Source organism: Alteripontixanthobacter muriae (genome assembly GCF_013336795.1).
Lineage (GTDB): Bacteria > Pseudomonadota > Alphaproteobacteria > Sphingomonadales > Sphingomonadaceae > Pseudopontixanthobacter > Pseudopontixanthobacter muriae.
This window is the reverse complement of the sequence record NZ_JAAFZT010000013.1, coordinates 1-17,440: the sequence shown is the minus strand read 5'-3', so window position 1 is coordinate 17,440 and position 17,440 is coordinate 1. Positions and strand designations below refer to the sequence as shown.

Below are 17,440 nucleotides of genomic sequence, written 5' to 3'. Positions count from 1 at the left end.
AGTCATGGCGCTCAACCCTCATCGATGCGCCTCCAGACTTCGCACAAGGCCTGATAAGCGCGCCTTAGATCGCTTTCGACCGTGCTGAGGCTCACGTTGCATTCCGCGGCGACATCCCGCTGAGGAATTCCGTCGATCCGGTGTCGCCTGAAAATCGTTGCGGCGCGTGGGCCAAGTGCATCCAGAGCCTCGTGCACCATGCGCGTGTGTTGATGGGCGGCGATTACCCGCTCGGCGCTGGGCGCCGCGTCCGTGTCGTCGAGAACGCCTGGCTGTGTCTCGGCCCAGGCACGATCCCGCTTGGCTGCCTGCACCTTCGAACGGTATCGGTCGATCATCAGCCGGTCCGCCGCGCGCATCATGTAGGAAGGATGCACCGCAGCTTCGTCGTTGCCCGCAGCGAGCAACCGCATCCATAGATCCTGGAGCACATCCTCCGCCTCGTCTCCAGCGCCGCGAGCCGTCAGAAAGCGCAGGAGCCTCTGGCGATTGGCGACAAACGCCTGTTCGAGCGAAGTGGGGGACGAGACTTCCTGCACAATCTTATGGCCGAGCGACAGGATGGACGCGCGTAGGTTGAACCTGGGAAATGTAGCCCACGCATGCTGGAGGAAGGCCAGTCGGCGGCCGTAAGCACGTCTGCATAAGCCATCACCTTTCACAAACGATGCCCATCAGGCTCGATTGCGACTCTGGCGGAGCCGATCGGCGGAGAATGGCGCTTCCGCTTATTCGTCGATTTCACGACTTCTCGCAAGATCTCCTGGCACGGCACGATAGCGGCAGTTGCGGCGCTTTGCAGACGCGCAGTAACCGACCTATGTTTTTCACCTTCGTAATGGCGAGGACAGGTTTCTCGACCCCGACGGTCAGGGCCAGGTTGTCCACCGGCTCGACTTCGAAGACGCCGTGGTTCTGATCAGGCGCAAGGGCGCCCGGAGGCCAGTATTGCCCAAGAAGCCCCTCACCGTCGATGCGCTCACGCATGACGAGGATACCCGCAAGAACGCGTCGACGGCGGAACTCGAAGCGTTCGTCGATGCGGAGATCAAGCGCCCGATGGTCACGGCTTACGAGCGGCGCAACAAGGATCTCGATCCGCAGCTCGTCTGGCGGGGGAAGGACGTCGCGGACTGGGCGACCTCGTGGTCAACGCACCGCCGCTCTATATTCAAGAGAAGATCCATCCCAAGGCGATCATCGAGGACCTGAAGCGCGCCAGCGCGCGCGCAAAGAGCAAGAGAAGCCGAGCCGGAGGAAGCGCCGGACCTGTTTGCCGATTTCAACGGGCTCGATCCCGAGCAGCGCACCGAGTTCTACCAGCACGATCAGCACTGGTCGAACCGAATGATACTGGGCGACGGGTTGCAGGTGATGGCGGCCTGGCCGAGCGCGAGAACCTCAAGGGCCGGGTGCAGTGCATCTATATCGACCCGCCCTATGGCATCAAGTTCAACTCCAACTTCCAGTGGTCCACCACTTCTCGTGAAGTGAAGGACGGCAATGCCGACCACCTGACGCGCGAGCCCGAGCAGGTGAAGGCCTTCCGCGACACCTGGCGCGACGGCATCCATTCTTACCTCACCTACCTGCGCGACCGGCCAGGCGAATGGGGGTGTCTCATTACACCGTTCATGGCTTCCGCTCCTCGTTTCGCGACTGGGTCGGCGAGAAGACCAGCTTTCCTCGCGAGGTTGCCGAGGAGCCCTTGGCACACACTCTCGGCAGCGCTGTCGAGCGCGCCTATCGCTGAGGCGACTCTTTTGAAAAACGTCGGGAACTGATGAGGGCCTGGTCCGACTACTGCACTGGACCTGGCTGACAAGCGCCCCCGAACCAAGCGATCATCCAACCCTACTTGCAACCCTACTCCTTCAGCTTGACTGGCACGGCCACGTCCAAACTACCTGGGACGCGAACCCTTGGACCATCGCGCTTGCCGCTGACGAAAGAAACATCTGGGTACTACCACAAACAGGTAGGTGGCGGTGCTGTCAGTCTGATCGCAACTTGTCTCTGAATGGCAAAGCTCTCCCCTTCCGGCATGGCTCAGGCCATGAGGCTCTTCCACTCGGCGAGTGCTGCCGAGCGGCGGGTCTTGTAAGTTTCTCTATCGATCAGGTGGCGTTCGGAGTTGAAGTGATTGTGGACGTTGGCATGGACGGAGGCGAACTTCTGTAGCGCCTTCATCTGCCTAAATCGCAGCATCGCTCGCTCTCGTCGTCGGAACAAAAGGTGGGAGTTCTCCACCCTGTTGTTGGCCCAGCGACCTATCTCCTGCTTATCCTCACAGCCAAGCTCGCTCATCGCTGCCTTGTAGGAGCGCAGACCATCAGTGGTGATGATGGCGGGTGAGCCGTTGCGCTTGAGCGCCTTCTTCATAAACCTGAGCGCTGCGGACTTGTCTCTGGTCTTCGTGACGTAGCTCTCGAGCACCTCGCCTTCCTGATCCACCGCTCGCCACAGGTAGTGCATCTCTCCGTTGATCTTCACATAAACCTCGTCGAGGTGCCATTGCCACTGACGGAAACCCCGCATCCCGCTGGCCCGCTGACGGCGGATGTCAGCAGCGAACAGCGGGCCGAACCTGTTCCACCAGTGCCGCACCGTCTCGTGGCATAAATCAATCCCGCGCTCGGCCAGCAGGTCTTCCACATTGCGCAACGACAGCGGAAAGCGGACGTACATCATCACGACGAGCCGGATCACCTCCGGCGATGAATTGAAGTAGCGGAATGGGCTGGCTGGCTTCTTTGGACGTGGCATCGTATCGCCCTGCCCGCTCAACCCTTACCAGCAGGTGCATTTGCTCTGAAAGTGCCGGCTGAACCCTTCGCGGCGACCGCCTTTTAATCGACGGTTCAGAACCGACCAGATGTTTAGACAGCCAAGCCCGGTACGATGCAGAAGCCAGGGCAGGAATAGCTATTGCTGCAGCCGCGAGAAGCGGTAATGCCCAAAGCGCGACGGCTATGGCGATGACAATCCAAAACAAGATATTTTCCTTTAGCAAATAGGAGCTTGGCCCCCTTGCTTGACCAATCCTCTTCTCGCCGTAACGTTCCTGACAAGCACTAGCTCCCGACTCTGCTCAGAGCCCCGAGAAAACGAAGTTGCAGCGGCTGCTTGGGAGAATTATTTGCGCCAACCGCTAGGGTCCACCGGCATGCCCAGAGATACCTGAGCTGCTGAGAGAGCTAGCCGGACCGAAAAAGTTAGCGGTTCTCAGAACCCTCAACTTTCCTGAGCGTCTGTTTACCAGGCGTTTAACCCATTAACTTCTTTGATTTCTTCTCATCTTTATAGGGTCGCTTGTGCCGCCAAGCCCTGCTTCCCGGTGCCTCAGTGATCCTGAGGAAATGACATGAGTTAGTCCGAAAATTCGCGTCCACCCCGGATCGGCTGTTGAGGCTCAGGGACAAGTTGAGCGCGAAGCATAAAAGAGTCCTTTGACAGACCAGAAGCTGCTGCTGAACGAGCGATCTCCCCTCTCGAATTTGCAGCAGTATGCTGTGCTCGATGGTCCGCTGCCAGAAGCCTTCGAAGAAAACATTTCGCTCGTAAGAAGCGTCTTGAAGGTGCCAATCGCAGCCGTATCCCTGATTGCACGCTCAACGCTACAGCAGGCTCTGCAGATTAGATGCCTGTTCATGACGCGTGTTCGACAGCAATGATTGTGCTAAGCCGCTGTCGAGGATTGTGCTAAGCCGCTGTGGAGCCGGGCTTTCTCCATCGCTCGCGCTCTCGGCGGGCGTGGTTCATATGTGACCTGAGCCCCCCGCCGGTTTGGGAGGAGGGAAGGCCACCCCGCCGGGCTCGCTCAAACAGTAGGGGCGTCAACTTAATCGTCGCAAAACGGCCCGGTTCAGCCGTACGGCAAAAGTCGCTACAAGATTTTGACGATTGCATTCATAGCGCACCCCTCCGCCTCCAGCCGCTATCCTTCGTTAGAACATCTGGCACAACTGGCCGTTTAAATCAGCGGAGCGCGGGTCTCGTCTGGAGTTTGATGTTTAGGCGGCGATCCTGCGGTGCTGCAAGCCGCGATGTTGGATGTTCTGTCGTTTGATCCTTTCTCGCTGTTTGATAATGGATGCGGCGGGGCCGAAGTAGCCCTCAGCGGGCGTCACATTGTCGAGGCTCTCGCGGTAGCGATGGTGGTTGTAAAATTCGGCGATCGCCACAATCTGCTGCTCGAAAATCCAGATAGAGCGGTTTCTCCCTCTTCTCCGGTGACCCGCGTCAGCGGGTCAATTAAGTATATAGGTCCCCAATTTCAGGAAAGTTATTCGAAAGATTAGAGCTGTAAATGATAGAGGACCTCTGTTGAACTTCTCCTTTCGGCTCTAGAAAATGGCGAGTGTCAACTATCTCTTGATCAAGCCATGCAGGCTACGCTTTTTTAAGGTGCCCCGAACCTCTCGAACGGCAGGAATTGCAGAAGGCGCGCCCTTTTAGTCAACCATCTTCTCACAGGCTGATCATAAAGGCGAAGTACCATTAGGCTCGTTATGATGGCTGTGATCAACGAGATCCCTCCCAGCACTGAGTCTCGAATTGGGAGCGAGGTCGATGCAATGGCGAAGCCAATCCAAAGGTAAACTGGCCAATGTATAATGTAGAGGGGGTACGACAACTCTCCGAACCACTTGCAGGCCCCGATCCAGCGATTGCTAGCCCGCGCGGAACCTAGAATTATCAAAGGAAAGAAGAGAAAGACAGACGCCATCTGAAATGCAACTGAGCTGAATACACCTGACAGAATTAGCACCAATGTGCTACCTGCAATGCCGATGTGAAGAGGCAATATCCGAGCGCTGCCCCTACAATGAACTCTATACAGGAATATTCCAGCCCCCATCCCGAACATGACTCGGATCAATCCTGACCAGAGCAAGTCAGGGCTCCAGCCGACGTCGAATGTCTGATAGCTTATGACAGTAGAAAATAAAGCAGCAGCTGAAAATAACAGCAGGGGGCCGAGCAGATGAACGCGCCACACACCAAGCCCGAATAGAATACTCGCGATTACCTCAAATAACAAAGACCAAGCAGGAGGATTAATAGGAAAAACACTAGGGTCAATATTGCTATATTTTATCTCAGGCACCAACAATATACTTTGAAATAGGAGCCTTCCAAGATAGCCTGCATCCGTGCCACGCATAAGGTAAGCAGAAGCACCTACGAGTGCCCCTACTAAAATCAGCGGGTACAGTCGGATGACTCTAGCGATAAGGAAGGGTATAAACCACCTACCCCGAGCCAACTTCCCCCCATACGCGTGGGCTAGAACAAAGCCACTTAACATGAAGAAGAAGTCTACCGCCAACGCACTGTTTGTGAGGTGCCGGTCTACGCCAAGAACGTTGTTTAGGTGCCCGACTGCGACTGCAATGGCCGCTACGCCTCGCAAACCGTCCAAGCCGACGAAAGTATATCGCGTCGGCTGCGACCGTTGATGCGGGCAAGTTGTCAAACACTCTGCCAAATGGCGCATCAACCTCCCTCAGCCAATCGCATCCTAGCCAATGATCAAAATCATCGGCGTGAGCAAACTTCGCTCACTTTTCGCTGAACGAACGGCTCCGCCATGCCTCGGTGCAGCAGCCACTGGCAAGACCGCCCAAATGTAATGACCCACTCTGGAACGACAAGCATGCTCCGCCGCTCTCCACCCCCGCGTCTCGAAATGCTTCGACATCCGTGGTACAATTCTTCTGGCGCTCTAGCTTTTGCGTAAGCGGGTGCGATCAATCGGACCTTATGGCGCACCTTAGTCAATTCGCGCCCCTTGTTATCCCCGCCGCCGCAGGCCAACATCCGACCACCACAAGCAATCGCGGCAGTAAGCGGAAAGGCTTGCTTATCGGGCGGGCCGAGTACGCGGCCTAGCAGCTATAGCCCGGTTACGTACGCGAGCTCTCGGAGTGCTTGTTCTACTCCAGACCCAGCAGCAGCTGCCGAACTCAAACTGGCCCCGCAAGGAAGCGGAGGCTGTTCGAAAATTGGATCGGTGTGGTACAGGCAGAGTTATTGGTCGTACAAGCCAGCCTCACTTGTGCGATGCTTGCATGGTGACCTGTCAGCTAATCGATTGTGCTTGAAGGAGTCCTTGGACTTGAAAAGTCATAAGAAACACCTGAGCCTTACGCTTAAGCCCCTTAAGATAACCAGAGCCCTCTCTTTCGCCGCTGGTGTGCTCGCTATCCTCGGCGTTGCGGCCAGTATCGTTCTTCTGAGTGAACCAGCACGAGGAACAGGCGCCCTGCGGCTATTCACGTTGGGAGATGATGGAAATGTGCCGACATGGTTCTCGTCCGTCCTACTCGGCCTATGCGGCGTTCTTTTAGCCTTGATCGCGGGCGTGCGGAAGAAGCTCAAGCTTCCGGAAGTCTGGCATTGGACTTTTCTCTCGTTTGTGTTTTTTGCTTTGTCTGTAGATGATGTTGCAACAGTACACGAAAGGTTAGGAGATCTGCTTACGAAGCAGCTCTCAATGGTCAGGGAATTAGGTGGCGCATTTAGCTATTCATGGATCTTACTGGGACTGCCGGCCGTGGTGATGCTAGCGATTGCCCTGTCACCGTGGTTTTTCCGATTACCATCGAGAACACGAGTCCTCTTTGCAATTTCGGCTATCTGCTTCGTTGGCGGTGCGATCGGTTTAGAAATGGTCAACGCCTCAATTGCTTACGGCCGAGGTAGCGAGAACCTACAATACCAACTGGTCACCGCGGTTGAGGAAATTCTCGAGATGGCGGGTCCCATCATCTTCCTATATGCCCTGCTCGGCCACCTAAGGACGATGGTCGGCTCGATCACCATAGAGCTCCAGGCGCCCTCGTGTTGTGAGTGAGTTCAAGCCGACTACTGCTAATTGGCGCGATCTATTCAGATGCCTCATCCACCCAGTTTGGGCCGCTGATTGCCGACCGGCCAGCAACATAGTAGTTTTCTTCGTCGCAATGCCCATAAGCGCGAACACGTCTCGGGGCGGGCGAGCATTCACCTGCAGCAACCTTCGTCAACCTTGTTGGAAACTCCGGCGTGAGTGACGAAGGCACAGAAACCCGGCACGCTACAGTCGGCGTCGTTGTTCCCCTGTACAATGCAAGCCGTACAATTGCTGCCACACTCGACAGTATTTCGAAGCAGACATACTGTGATTTGAAAGTTATAGTCGTTGATGATGGATCGTCGGATCACAGCCCTGGCATTGTTCGCCGAAAAGCTACTATAGACAAAAGGATACACCTCATTCGGCAGCAAAATGCCGGAGTGGCGGCAGCTCGCAACCTAGGCGCCGCCTACGCAGATACCGAATTCCTTGCCTTTGTAGATGCAGACGATCTCTGGGCTCCAAATAAGATAGAACTTCAGATGCGGAGTCTTCAAGAAGGGAGTGAACCCGCAGGTCTGGTATACTCCTGGTTTGCATTGATAGACGCGGACGACAGGATCTTATCGACTGAGTACCGACCAACAGTTCAAGGAACTGCTTTAGCTGACCTGTGCAGCGGAAATTTCATCGGAAATGGCAGCTCTATCATTGTGAAAAGATCTGTATTCGAGGCAGTAAACGGCTTTGATTCTAGCCTTAGGTCGCAAGGAGCTCAGGGGTGCGAAGACCTTATGTTTTACCTTTCGGCAGCGGAGCTGACCAGCTTTCGGGTGGTGAAGAGACACCTCGTCGGCTATCGTCGCACCCTCGATAGCATGTCGAGTGATGCGTGGCAGATGCACCGATCCGCGGAAGCTGTTCTTTCCCGCTTCCGGGCGAAGTATCCAGAACATGAGACAAGATGCAGAGCCCACCTCGACGGTCTTACTGCCTGGCTCATCGAGCGATCGATTCAGGCGCGGAAGTTCAGAACCGCCCTCGAGATGTACGGCACACTCGTAAAGCACAACCGAGAATTGGCGAAATCGCGGAAATTGTATTACATTCAGTTGAGCCTGAAGTCTGTACTCCTTCCAATCTGGCTTAAAGATTTCCGTCGGAGGCTGCTGCGCAGCCGCTACGGAGATCTGGATTGGTAGGGATCAGGAGGGAGCTAGAAGCTTTATTGAGATGAACCTTACGATAGTGAAGAACCTTGTGTGGAGAAGATCAATGCAAGCATTTTTGAGCTCCGGAACTTGCTAAATGCCGAAATCTGTCGGCTTTGTCATACTCTCACATCAGAACCCGGCTGGCGTTCTTCGCCTCATTGACACGCTCAATAGACTGTATGATTTTCCTCCGATTGCGTGCCACCACGACTGGCGTCAGACCTCCTCCGAGCGCCCCGAATCTGGCAAAAACGTCTCCTTTGTCTCTAATCCCGTTCGCACGGGCTGGGGACGTTGGTCTGTCGTCGAAGCTACATTAAGCGCACTCCAATTACTTTACAGCAAAGGACAGCCAGACTGGTTCTACGTATTGAGCGGAACTGATTACCCCGTCGTCCCTGGCAGGGATGCTGTATCTGACCTTGAAGAGAGAGCTTGTGATGCTTTCATAGACGGCTTCGCTTTAGACGCCGCGCTGGCCGGAAACATCCCGGCTGCTCAACTCCCGCTCTTAAATCATCACCGAACCCCGGGCAACGTACAGATTGCGCGAACCCGGTATCTGACCGCAACGATCCGGATCCCCATCCTAAGGCTCTCACCACCGAGTTACTCCACCAGCGCGCAGTCCTTTCCGAGGTTGGGGGCGCACACGATCAGCCTTCCATTCTCTTCGTGGCGTTCGCCCTTCGGACCCTCCTTCAAATGTTACGTAGGAAGCCAGTGGTTTACTGCAAACGCGAGGGTGGCCCACCGGCTACTGAGTCCAACTGAAAAAGATAAAAAGCTTCAGACATACCTTAGAGGCCGCGTTGTTCCTGACGAATGCTACTTTCAAACTGTCATCTTGAACGACAAGCAATTTAAGACCACCGGTGAAACGTACAGATATTTGAATTGGCGAAGCGGCGGCGCCCATCCCGAATGGATTTCGGCTGATCAGGTGCCGGAGATCATCAGCTCTGGTGCACACTTTGCGCGGAAGCTCGAGGCAGACTCGGCATCACTAGATATCCTGGACAAGGAACTCGGCATAAGAGCAGATCAGCGCTCTTTCTAAGAAATCCAAGTGGCAGCGCGTAATGGAATAGGCAATGATTTTTGCGTCAATTATGGTGTGCCTGGCTACTGCGAGGACGAGCAGAGCGCTCTCTCTCAGACATACTCTTAAACTCAGCAAGTTCAGACAAGCTTCCCGCCTGAACGACTTTCCCCTCTGAAATGACTATGCCTTGTTCGCAGTACATGAGTGTTGCGGGGCGATGACTTATCACTAAGGTAGTCCGAGCCCCCCCTGTCTCACTCAGCAGTGTTAGCAGGCCCTCTTCGGATAACCCGTCAACAGCATTAGTCGCCTCATCGAGTATCAACAAGTCAGGTTTCCGTGCAATTGCTCGCGCGATACCAATTCTTTGCCTCTGGCCGCCAGATAGAGCTAAGCCTCGACTTCCGACCACTGTATCGTAACGCTGAGGCAGCCCTTCGATAAACTCATTGGCGTGTGCTATTCGACTGGCCTCTCTGATGCTGTCGGCCGACAGGTCGGGAAGGCCAAAAGAGATGTTTTCAGCAATTGTACCATCTACGAGATCTATATCTTGCCCCGCAATACCAATGGCCCTGATCCATTGTTGATGATCGATTTGTGACAATGGAGTGCCATCGATCATGATCACACCGTGCTGCGGGGTGAGAAGCTTGGTTATCAAGTTCACGACAGTAGATTTTCCAGAGCCCGAGCGGCCAATTATCGCGGTGGTGCTGCCAGCCGGGATACTGAAGCTAACCGAATCAAGTGCTGCTTCTTCTTTTCGGCCCTCATAGCAGAAGGTCACATCGACGAAGTCCACTGATGACTGGAGACTCTCAAAAGGTAACCCCCTCGTTACGCCGACAGACGATCGATCACGAGAAAGCAGCCATTCAACCTCTTGGAGCTGAGCCGATGTACTGGAGACCGATAACGCTGCTGCCTCCATCTGTCGGAGGTGCGGCTGCATGCGGTTAAGCAGCACGAGGAAAGCCGCCAACACGGGAAGAGAGACTCCAAGGAAAACGCCCAGGAGCAGGACGATCAGGATGAGAAATGCATGGAGGCTTTCTAGGAGCGCTGCAGTTGCGCCAGAAATTCTGTCCATCCTCAAAAAGATCTCACGAAGACGGTCTGACGCCGCAGCAAAGCGATCGTGCTCATCGGCGCCCTGGTCAAAGAGCCTGATGACTCGCGCACCGTACACCGCGAAAAGCATCCGTTGTGCGAGATGCTCGTTAGCAGCTCCCGAGGATGCACTACATTCTTCGAGACGCAACATACCGCGGCTCTGCACAATTCGGACTGTTAAAGCTCCTAGCACAACGATGAGAAAAAGAATCCAGCTTATTGAAAAAAGAATAACGGCGAATATAGCTATTTTTGCGATACTTGACACGCTTGCTAAAGCGTCGCGGAAGGCATCAGCAACCCGCCAAGATTCTGTACTTATTACGTTCACGAGTTTGCTGGGTTCTACACTTAGATGGAATGCATAGCTTCTACTTTGAACGCTCTGTGATAACTGCGTAAGTATGTCGTGAGCGATGCGCCCGTAGATCCATCCGGAAAACAGGTTGGATGAGATTTGCGCGGCCCCCTTGAGAATGACAAAGACCAGCATCATGCCAGCGATAAACCAAATTCTTTGATCCGGTGGATACGCACTGCCGAAATCTTGCAATTGAGCGAAGATGCCAGAAGATTGATTTGAGCTATTAACATCTCCTAAAAGGGTCGACAGAAGCGGAACCAAAAGGCCAATCGCCAGCCCTTCTAGCGCTCCGTTCAGGACTCCAAAAAAGACCACTACCGGTATAGACCAGTAGTATTGGCGAGCGATTGCGGTGAGTTGAGGAACATCTCGCCACGCCATGAACGCGCAGATCATACTGAGCCGCGGCTGACGATAGGTGAGCTAATTTCTCGACGATCAGGATCTTTTTGGAGGAGCGAGACTGATTCTTTCGAGCTAAATATCGCAATTGATTCTGCCGATCGTGTGGAACTGTAAGCCGGAAGCCTCGCCTGATCCTGATCTGATGAGGTATGATCCTCGATTCCGTCACGGGGCACCGCATCATCCTTTCGAGCTCTAGCCGCGAAGCAGCATAAGCCACTTTGGCCCACGAACGCGTTATATATCACAGGGCTTGTTAGCAGGACCACCCGATATATTTTGAAGCCGACCGTTGGAACCTCCATTCAAATGAGGCTATGCTATTTGTAGAGCAAGCTCGCGTCCACGTGCGCTAAAGTGATGAATCGCCGACCTCTCGCGTATGCCGTGACTGCACGATGCTCATTGTAGAACCCCACTGCGAACTGCGGTAGCTGCAATCAACCGAAAGAGGCGAGAAGCGACATGGATCGACTCAGAAGCCCTGCGACGCCTAGCCAGCGTGCACCCTCCGGGGTGAGTGTCATCATTGCGACTTACAATCACGCGCATTATCTCGCCGCGGCTCTCGACAGTGTAATGGCTCAGACGTTGTCCCCTGACGAAATCATCGTCGTCGATGATGGGTCAACTGATGATCCATCTGCAGTGACTGAGGAATACCCGAACGTTCTCCTGAAGCGGCAGGCGAATGCCGGATTGTCAGCGGCTCGTAACGCTGGTCTCAAGCAGGCAAGCGCGCAGCGAGTCCTCTTTCTCGACGCTGACGACCTCCTTACACCCGAAGCTCTGGCGGCCGGCGTCAGCTGTTTCGATACTCATCCCAGCGCAGGCTTCGTCTACGGCGGACACATGCGAGTGGACGACCATCTCATACCAATTGGCGGGCCGCGCTTCACCTCTGTGGCGGAGGGAGCGCACGCGCGTCTCCTAACCGGTAATCATGTGGGCATGCATGCCACCGTGCTCTATGATCGAGCTAAGCTGCTCTCAGCCGGTGGTTTCGATACTCGGCTGCGTCGCTGCGAGGATTACGATGTCTACCTCCGCATGTCACGGCTCCATCCGATCGCGAGCCATTCCGCCACGGTGGCGCTCTACCGAATACACGGCGTTAACATGTCATCGAATAGCTCAGAGATGCTACGCTGGGCTGAATATGTGCTTTGGCTGGATCGTAGGCGCGGATTTAGAAACGCAGCCGAGCGTCGGGCTTGGGAGACCGGGATGAAATTCTGGCGCCGCTGGTACGCTGACGAGATTATTGAACGGGCCGGACACGGAGCGAGTCAGCGGATCGCAAGTTTAGCGCGAGCGATGAGCTTATCTCCTCGCCATATTGCTTGGCGGGCAGTCCGCGCGGGTTGGCAGCGCTTGCCACAGCACATGGTCAGACCGATTCGGAAGCTTCTCGGCCGCTCGCGCAAGCACCTGCCGCTCGGAACCGTGGATTTGGGGGATCTTAATCGCACTCAACCTGTCAGCATCGACTTTGGCTGGGATCGCGGCAAGCCCATCGACCGCTATTATGTGGAGCGTTTTCTGGAGCAGAACGCCAAGGATATTCGCGGCCGCGCGCTCGAGATTGGAGACGCGAGCTACTGCAGGCGTTTTGGTCAGGAAATCGAACAGCAAGACGTTCTGCATGTTTCGGAAAGTGCACCGCAAGCCACCATTGTCGGCGATCTCGCGCGGGCAGGAACGCTTCCCGAAGCTGCTTTCGATTCTATCGTGCTAATCCAGACCTTACACCTGATCTACGACATGAAAGCAGCCGTGGAGGAGGTCTACCGCGCCCTGAAGCCAGGTGGAATTCTCTTGCTAACTGTACCGGGGATCAGTCCAATCGATCGGGGCGAATGGGGCCACACTTGGTACTGGTCGTTGACCGGTCAGGCAGCACAACGGCTCTTCAGCGAGGTTTTCGGAATCGGAAACTTCTCGGTCGGGGTCGACGGCAATGTGTATGCCGCCACTTGCTTCCTTCAAGGCTTAGTCCTTGAAGAGGTCGACCGCGCGAAGCTCGACGAAGGCGATCCATGCTATCCAGTAATTGTTTCAGTCCGAGCGCGCCGGCTGGATGCTGTCATATGATGTCTTCGTTGCTCCGCAGAGTATTGGGCCGTTTCGAAGGCCCTTTACGGTACCGCTTGAGCGGCGCGGCCTTCGGTGGTCAGAAGCCAGCAATACTAATGTACCACCGAGTGGCGAAACCGGCGGTAGACCCATGGGGGCTGGCGGTCGCGCCAGAACGGTTCCGCGAACAGCTAAGCGCGCTAACAAAAGCGCGGAAGATCCTCGCAATGGACGACTTCGTAGCAGCGTTGACGAAAGGCGTCCTGCCGTCCAACGCAGTCACGATTACCTTCGACGACGGTTATCGCGACAATTTCACCAGCGCCGCGCCGCTCCTCGCGGAAGCCGCCGTACCGGCCACAATCTTTCTGACCGGCGACATGATCGGCCGACGGGATGGCTTTTGGTGGGACGAGCTTGCGCGAATGATCCTGCTTGAGAGAGGACCGATACGTTACGCACTCATTCTTGCGAAAAAGCACGTGCAAAATCGCATTCCGGCTATGCCTGTTACGGAGCTGCCCGACCAGAAATGGCGAGCCTGGGAGATACCACGTACCGAACGGCAGGCGGCCTACCGGGAACTTTGGGAGCTGCTCGAACGAGTGCCGCCGTCTGAGCGACAGAAAGCAATGGCCGATCTGCGGCGAACTGCGCCTCCGGTGCCGGCAGACGCTGACGAGCTACCAATGAGCGCCGCCGAGGTTACTTGCCTCGGGCCGGGCATTACGATCGGGGCGCACGCGATGACCCATCAACCTCTGACTAGCCTACCACCTGCCGAGCGTCAGGTCGAAATCGCCGAATCTAAAGTACTCTGCAGTCGATGGGCCGGTCGAGCGGTAACCGGCTTTGCCTACCCACATGGCGACTGCGATCCTGAGACGAGATCAATGGTTCGAGAGGTCGGCTTCGCTTGGGCCTGCTCGACGCGAGCGGCAACTGTCGATTCGAAAAACTATGATCTGTTCAACCTTCCTCGTCTCTCAGCCCCCGATGTCACTGGAAAGGTTCTGCTGCGCACGCTCAATAGGGCGTCAACATGACCGCTGCTACCGGCCCCCGCGTCAGTGTTGTCATGATATTCCTGAACAGCGAACGCTATATCGCTGAAGCGATCGAAAGTGTGCTGGCGCAGGACCTCCGAGACTTCGAACTGATCATGGTAGACGACGGCTCCACCGACGGCTCCACGGCACTTACCCGCGGCTACGCAAAGCAATATCCAGATAGATGTTTTTACCTAGAGCATCCGGGTCATGCGAACCGCGGGATGAGCGCCTCGCGTAATGCCGGTGTGCGGCTAGCTCGCGCGTCCCTGCTTTCCTTCATCGACGGCGATGACGTGTGGCCACAAAGCAAGTTACGGGAGCAGTTAGAGATTCTCGACGCTCATCCCGAAATTGGAATGGTTGCAGGGGCGGCATGCTACTGGCGCTCCTGGCAGGGCGGAGAGGATGAGTGCGTTCCCGGGGGCCACATCCAGGACCAACCAGTGCCCCCTGGCGCGGCAACTACCGCCGTCTACCCGCTGGGAGCAGCACAGGCACCATGCATGTCGATTATGATCCGGCGTGAAGTTCTGGAGCGTGTAGGCGCTAGCGAGGATAGCTTCACCGGGATGTATGAAGACCAAGCATTATTAGCCAAAGTCTATTTGGAAACAAGCGTCTGGTTTTCCAGTCGCCGCTGGCTGTTCTATCGTCAACATGATATGTCCTGCATGGCTGAAAGCGAACGCTGTGGCACCTACCACGTGGCACGCAAGCGGTTTTTGGATTGGTTCGAGACCTACCTCGTGCAACGCGCCGTCAGCGATCCGGCGATATGGGTGGCGATCAGGAAAGCTCAATTCCCATACCAACATCCGTGCTTAGCTGCCGTGCAGGCCCGAGCGGCCAAGCTTAGCCACCTGCTGCGCCGCGCAGTAGGAAAGGTGAGGCGAGCATTTTGAGCTCTATTACGTGAGGCCACTCCAAGAAGTTCCGCTCACTCGAGTCCCCTCACCAGTCACCTCCTCAGGGCACGGCCGCAAAAAGAGCGGGCAGCTTCTTATCGCGTGACATTTGAGGAGGTCGATCGTTATCCGGTGGATATCGATCATGGAAAGAGGCGACTGCTTACAGCGCCGAAAAGCGACATCTCAGAGGGCCGCATACCTGCCATTCACCCGTCCACGCTCCACCAGTCGGGCCAGTTCACCTTCTGCGGCGTGCGGGTGTTCCGCCACACTTCTCGCTGCTCGTCTTCTGACAGCGTGCGGCTTCCCAGTCGCTCGAGCGCCGCCTCGACGATCCAGGGGCTGATCTCCCACCTGACCCGCTTCTCATCGGCAGGATATTTCAGCCTGGCAAGATCAAGCGTGTCGAGAATGGCATCCGCTCCGCTGCTGACGGACTGGAGTAGAATGACGTGGATGGGCTCTACATCCTCCCCGCCCCGTGCAGCGCGCGCAGCTTCGATCGCCTCGAGCGAGGAACGCGCGGCGGCACTGTCGCCGGCAAGCCCCTTCTGCGTCAGCTGAAGCAGGAACGCCTCGGCTGCGGTGACCCTGCGCTCGCGTCCTTCCTCGCGGATCGTGACCATCTGCCCGAGAACGGCATCGTAGGGCAACGATCGATGGCGGTTCTTCGGCCGGCCCTTCGGATTGCCGGAGCGTCCCTTGCTGAACCGGGTGGCGGATGGCGGCTTGCCATAGCCGACCGGCTCGGCATCGCTCATGCGATCCTCCCGCGCGGCCAGCGCAGCTTCTCGGGTTCGAAGGTGAAGAACCTGATGTCCTCCATGTTCTTCTCCGAGATCTTCCGGCGGCCCGGCCGGCTGAGCGCTGCCTGCGTGGCTCAGGTGTGCACCTTGATCCGGCTCTCAAAGCAGGGTTCGACATCGGCTATGCCAAGGATGCGCAGTGCCTCGTTGGCGTTGTCGGAAGAATAGTGGTGGCTTACCTTCATGTTGTTTGCAGCAGGCTTCGCAGTCTTGAGAAGCGCCACCTCCCGCTTCTCAATCATCTTCAGCACCTTGCGAATGGCCATTTTGCTGCCCTTGAGCGCTGCCTGGTAGGTCTGCATCTGCAGTGCCTCGTCGACGGTGAGTTCGCGCTCCCTGCCGCCCTGCGTCATGGTAAGTGTCTTGTCGAAGATGATGTCGAAGGCCGAGACATGGGGACGCCGCTGCTTTGGCCTGCCTGCAGGATTGCCGGAGGTGCCCTTTTCGAACCGCGTGCTACCGGTTTTGCTGGCGACACTGTTCCCGTCCGAGCCGCCGCTTCTACGCCGGTCGCTGCTCCCGCTCATGCTGCTGCCTCGCCGGCTGCTGCCCGGTGCACCAGCTGCGGCGCCTTGCCGGTGATTTCGGACCAGCGGGTCATCGCCACTTCGACATAGGCCGGATCGATATCGAGACCGCGAAAGGCACGCCCTACCCGCTCTGCTGCGATCAGGCTGGTGCCTGAGCCGAGGAAGATATCGAGCACGAGCTCGCCCTGGCGGGTCACGTCGCAGATCGCATCCGCCACCATGGCGACCGGCTTTACCGTGGGATGCAGGGCAAGATCCTCGCGGCGGCTGCCCTTCAGCGAGTTGACCGAGGCATAGTCCCAGACATTGGTACGGTAGCGTCCGTGCTTTCCCAGCTCGACATTGTTGATGTGCGGAGCATCGCCCACGCGGTAGACGAACACCATCTCGTGCTTGGAGCGATAGAGCGAGCCCATCCCCGCATTGCTCTTGTTCCAGACGCAGATGTTGAGCAGGTCGCCATAGAGAGCGGTGCCGGCCGCACTCACATCGTCCATGTGCCGCCAGTCCATGCAGACGAAGTGCACGGAACCCTCGCGCGATACCGATGCACAGGCACCCAGCGTATCGGACAGGAAGCTGCGGAACTCCGAGGTGCTCATCTCGCCCGAGGCCATCGCGAACTCGCGATGACGGCCCTTTGCATTGACGTGGCCGTTGACCTTCACATTGTAGGGCAGATCGAGAAAGGCGCAGTCGATCTGCGCCCCCTCGCCCACTATTGCCGCAAGGAAGGAACGATCCCGCCCGTCACCGCAGCCGATGCGGTGTTCGCCCAACTGCCAGATGTCGCCGGTCTGGACCCTTGTGGAGATCGGAACGGCAGGAATGACCTCGTCATCGGGATCGGGACTGTCTGCAAGCACCACGTCGATCTCGCCGGTGCTGAATCCGGTGAGCGAGAGGTCCATCTCGAACTCGGGCAGGGAGAGCTCGGCCAGCTCCAGCTTGAGGATCTCGGTATCCCATCCGGCATTGAGTGGACTTGTAACGGTTTTGTGCCGGTCACCTTCTCATTATGCCACCTTGGCTTCGAACGCGAGTGGGCTGATGCCGCCCAGATATGAATGTCGGCGACGGGTG

Annotated in this window: 15 protein-coding genes and 1 pseudogene; 8 read left to right on the top strand and 8 right to left on the bottom strand. The window is 56.5% G+C overall.

Annotated elements, in window-relative coordinates:
- Positions 1-11 precede the first annotated feature (11 nt).
- Entirely contained in the window at positions 12-539 is a 528-nt protein-coding gene (locus G7A66_RS04405) for an RNA polymerase sigma factor (protein ID WP_174294504.1), read from the bottom strand.
- Between the two features lie 409 nt (positions 540-948).
- On the opposite strand from G7A66_RS04405, the gene G7A66_RS13920 reads away from it, so the two are divergent.
- Positions 949-1,212, top strand: a complete 264-nt coding sequence (locus G7A66_RS13920; protein WP_206675065.1) for a hypothetical protein — start codon at positions 949-951, stop codon at positions 1,210-1,212.
- Positions 1,146-1,784, top strand: a complete 639-nt coding sequence (locus G7A66_RS13915; RefSeq protein ID WP_206675064.1) for a hypothetical protein — start codon at positions 1,146-1,148, stop codon at positions 1,782-1,784. Before G7A66_RS13920 ends, G7A66_RS13915 begins: the two co-directional genes overlap by 67 nt.
- A 265-nt stretch (positions 1,785-2,049) precedes the next feature.
- On the opposite strand, the gene G7A66_RS04395 is transcribed toward G7A66_RS13915, so the two are convergent.
- The 3 genes and pseudogenes from G7A66_RS04395 to G7A66_RS14600 all read right to left on the bottom strand — a co-directional run bounded on the left by G7A66_RS04395 (position 2,050) and on the right by G7A66_RS14600 (position 5,500).
- Complete coding sequence (locus G7A66_RS04395) at positions 2,050-2,766, bottom strand: IS6 family transposase (RefSeq protein ID WP_174294503.1); 717 nt, start codon at positions 2,764-2,766, stop codon at positions 2,050-2,052.
- Between the two features lie 1,247 nt (positions 2,767-4,013).
- Positions 4,014-4,196: pseudogene (locus G7A66_RS04390) on the bottom strand (IS3 family transposase); the annotation flags it as partial.
- A gap of 206 nt (positions 4,197-4,402) precedes the next feature.
- Positions 4,403-5,500 (bottom strand): acyltransferase family protein, encoded by a 1,098-nt coding sequence (locus G7A66_RS14600; protein ID WP_408609238.1) that lies wholly within the window; start codon positions 5,498-5,500, stop codon positions 4,403-4,405.
- Between the two features lie 621 nt (positions 5,501-6,121).
- Between G7A66_RS14600 and G7A66_RS04380 the strand changes: the two genes are divergently transcribed.
- From G7A66_RS04380 to G7A66_RS04370, 3 genes are all read left to right on the top strand, one after another.
- Complete coding sequence (locus G7A66_RS04380; RefSeq protein ID WP_174294501.1) at positions 6,122-6,859, top strand: hypothetical protein; 738 nt, start codon at positions 6,122-6,124, stop codon at positions 6,857-6,859.
- Between the two features lie 191 nt (positions 6,860-7,050).
- Entirely contained in the window at positions 7,051-8,043 is a 993-nt protein-coding gene (locus tag G7A66_RS04375) for a glycosyltransferase family 2 protein (protein ID WP_174294500.1), read from the top strand.
- 106 nt (positions 8,044-8,149) lie between these two features.
- Positions 8,150-9,115: a beta-1,6-N-acetylglucosaminyltransferase gene (locus tag G7A66_RS04370; protein ID WP_174294499.1), complete on the top strand. Its 966-nt coding sequence runs from the start codon at positions 8,150-8,152 to the stop codon at positions 9,113-9,115.
- A gap of 46 nt (positions 9,116-9,161) precedes the next feature.
- Here G7A66_RS04370 and G7A66_RS04365 read toward each other — a convergent pair whose 3' ends face one another.
- Entirely contained in the window at positions 9,162-10,961 is a 1,800-nt protein-coding gene (locus G7A66_RS04365) for an ABC transporter ATP-binding protein (RefSeq protein WP_174294498.1), read from the bottom strand.
- 489 nt (positions 10,962-11,450) lie between these two features.
- Between G7A66_RS04365 and G7A66_RS04360 the strand changes: the two genes are divergently transcribed.
- From G7A66_RS04360 to G7A66_RS04350, 3 genes are all read left to right on the top strand, one after another.
- A complete protein-coding gene (locus tag G7A66_RS04360; protein WP_174294497.1) occupies positions 11,451-13,079 on the top strand; it encodes a glycosyltransferase in 1,629 nt (542 codons plus the stop codon).
- Between the two features lie 209 nt (positions 13,080-13,288).
- Positions 13,289-14,107, top strand: coding sequence for a polysaccharide deacetylase family protein (locus G7A66_RS04355; protein ID WP_174294496.1), 819 nt, complete (start codon positions 13,289-13,291; stop codon positions 14,105-14,107).
- Positions 14,104-15,015, top strand: coding sequence for a glycosyltransferase family 2 protein (locus G7A66_RS04350; RefSeq protein WP_174294495.1), 912 nt, complete (start codon positions 14,104-14,106; stop codon positions 15,013-15,015). Before G7A66_RS04355 ends, G7A66_RS04350 begins: the two co-directional genes overlap by 4 nt.
- A gap of 212 nt (positions 15,016-15,227) precedes the next feature.
- Here the strand turns inward: G7A66_RS04350 and G7A66_RS04345 are convergent, their stop codons facing one another.
- From G7A66_RS04345 to G7A66_RS04335, 3 genes are all read right to left on the bottom strand, one after another.
- Positions 15,228-15,782, bottom strand: coding sequence for a DUF5681 domain-containing protein (locus G7A66_RS04345; protein WP_174294494.1), 555 nt, complete (start codon positions 15,780-15,782; stop codon positions 15,228-15,230).
- A gap of 119 nt (positions 15,783-15,901) precedes the next feature.
- Complete coding sequence (locus G7A66_RS04340; RefSeq protein WP_174294493.1) at positions 15,902-16,354, bottom strand: DUF5681 domain-containing protein; 453 nt, start codon at positions 16,352-16,354, stop codon at positions 15,902-15,904.
- The gene (locus tag G7A66_RS04335; RefSeq protein WP_174294492.1) at positions 16,351-17,268 is read right to left on the bottom strand and encodes a DNA-methyltransferase; all 918 of its coding nucleotides are present in this window, start codon (positions 17,266-17,268) and stop codon (positions 16,351-16,353) included. The genes G7A66_RS04340 and G7A66_RS04335 overlap by 4 nt, the downstream gene beginning before the upstream one ends.
- Positions 17,269-17,440 lie beyond the last annotated feature (172 nt).

What these genes read in the sequence shown, in the direction of transcription:
- G7A66_RS04395 (WP_174294503.1), bottom strand. Translation starts at nt 2,766, where the DNA reads ATGCCACGTCCAAAGAAGCCAGCCAGCCCATTCCGCTACTTCAATTCA.
- G7A66_RS14600 (WP_408609238.1), bottom strand. Translation starts at nt 5,500, where the DNA reads ATGCGCCATTTGGCAGAGTGTTTGACAACTTGCCCGCATCAACGGTCG.
- G7A66_RS04335 (WP_174294492.1), bottom strand. Translation starts at nt 17,268, where the DNA reads ATGGACCTCTCGCTCACCGGATTCAGCACCGGCGAGATCGACGTGGTG.
- G7A66_RS04355 (WP_174294496.1), top strand. Translation starts at nt 13,289, where the DNA reads ATGGACGACTTCGTAGCAGCGTTGACGAAAGGCGTCCTGCCGTCCAAC.
- G7A66_RS04360 (WP_174294497.1), top strand. Translation starts at nt 11,451, where the DNA reads ATGGATCGACTCAGAAGCCCTGCGACGCCTAGCCAGCGTGCACCCTCC.
- G7A66_RS04365 (WP_174294498.1), bottom strand. Translation starts at nt 10,961, where the DNA reads ATGGCGTGGCGAGATGTTCCTCAACTCACCGCAATCGCTCGCCAATAC.
- G7A66_RS04345 (WP_174294494.1), bottom strand. Translation starts at nt 15,782, where the DNA reads ATGAGCGATGCCGAGCCGGTCGGCTATGGCAAGCCGCCATCCGCCACC.
- G7A66_RS04370 (WP_174294499.1), top strand. Translation starts at nt 8,150, where the DNA reads ATGCCGAAATCTGTCGGCTTTGTCATACTCTCACATCAGAACCCGGCT.
- G7A66_RS04350 (WP_174294495.1), top strand. Translation starts at nt 14,104, where the DNA reads ATGACCGCTGCTACCGGCCCCCGCGTCAGTGTTGTCATGATATTCCTG.
- G7A66_RS04340 (WP_174294493.1), bottom strand. Translation starts at nt 16,354, where the DNA reads ATGAGCGGGAGCAGCGACCGGCGTAGAAGCGGCGGCTCGGACGGGAAC.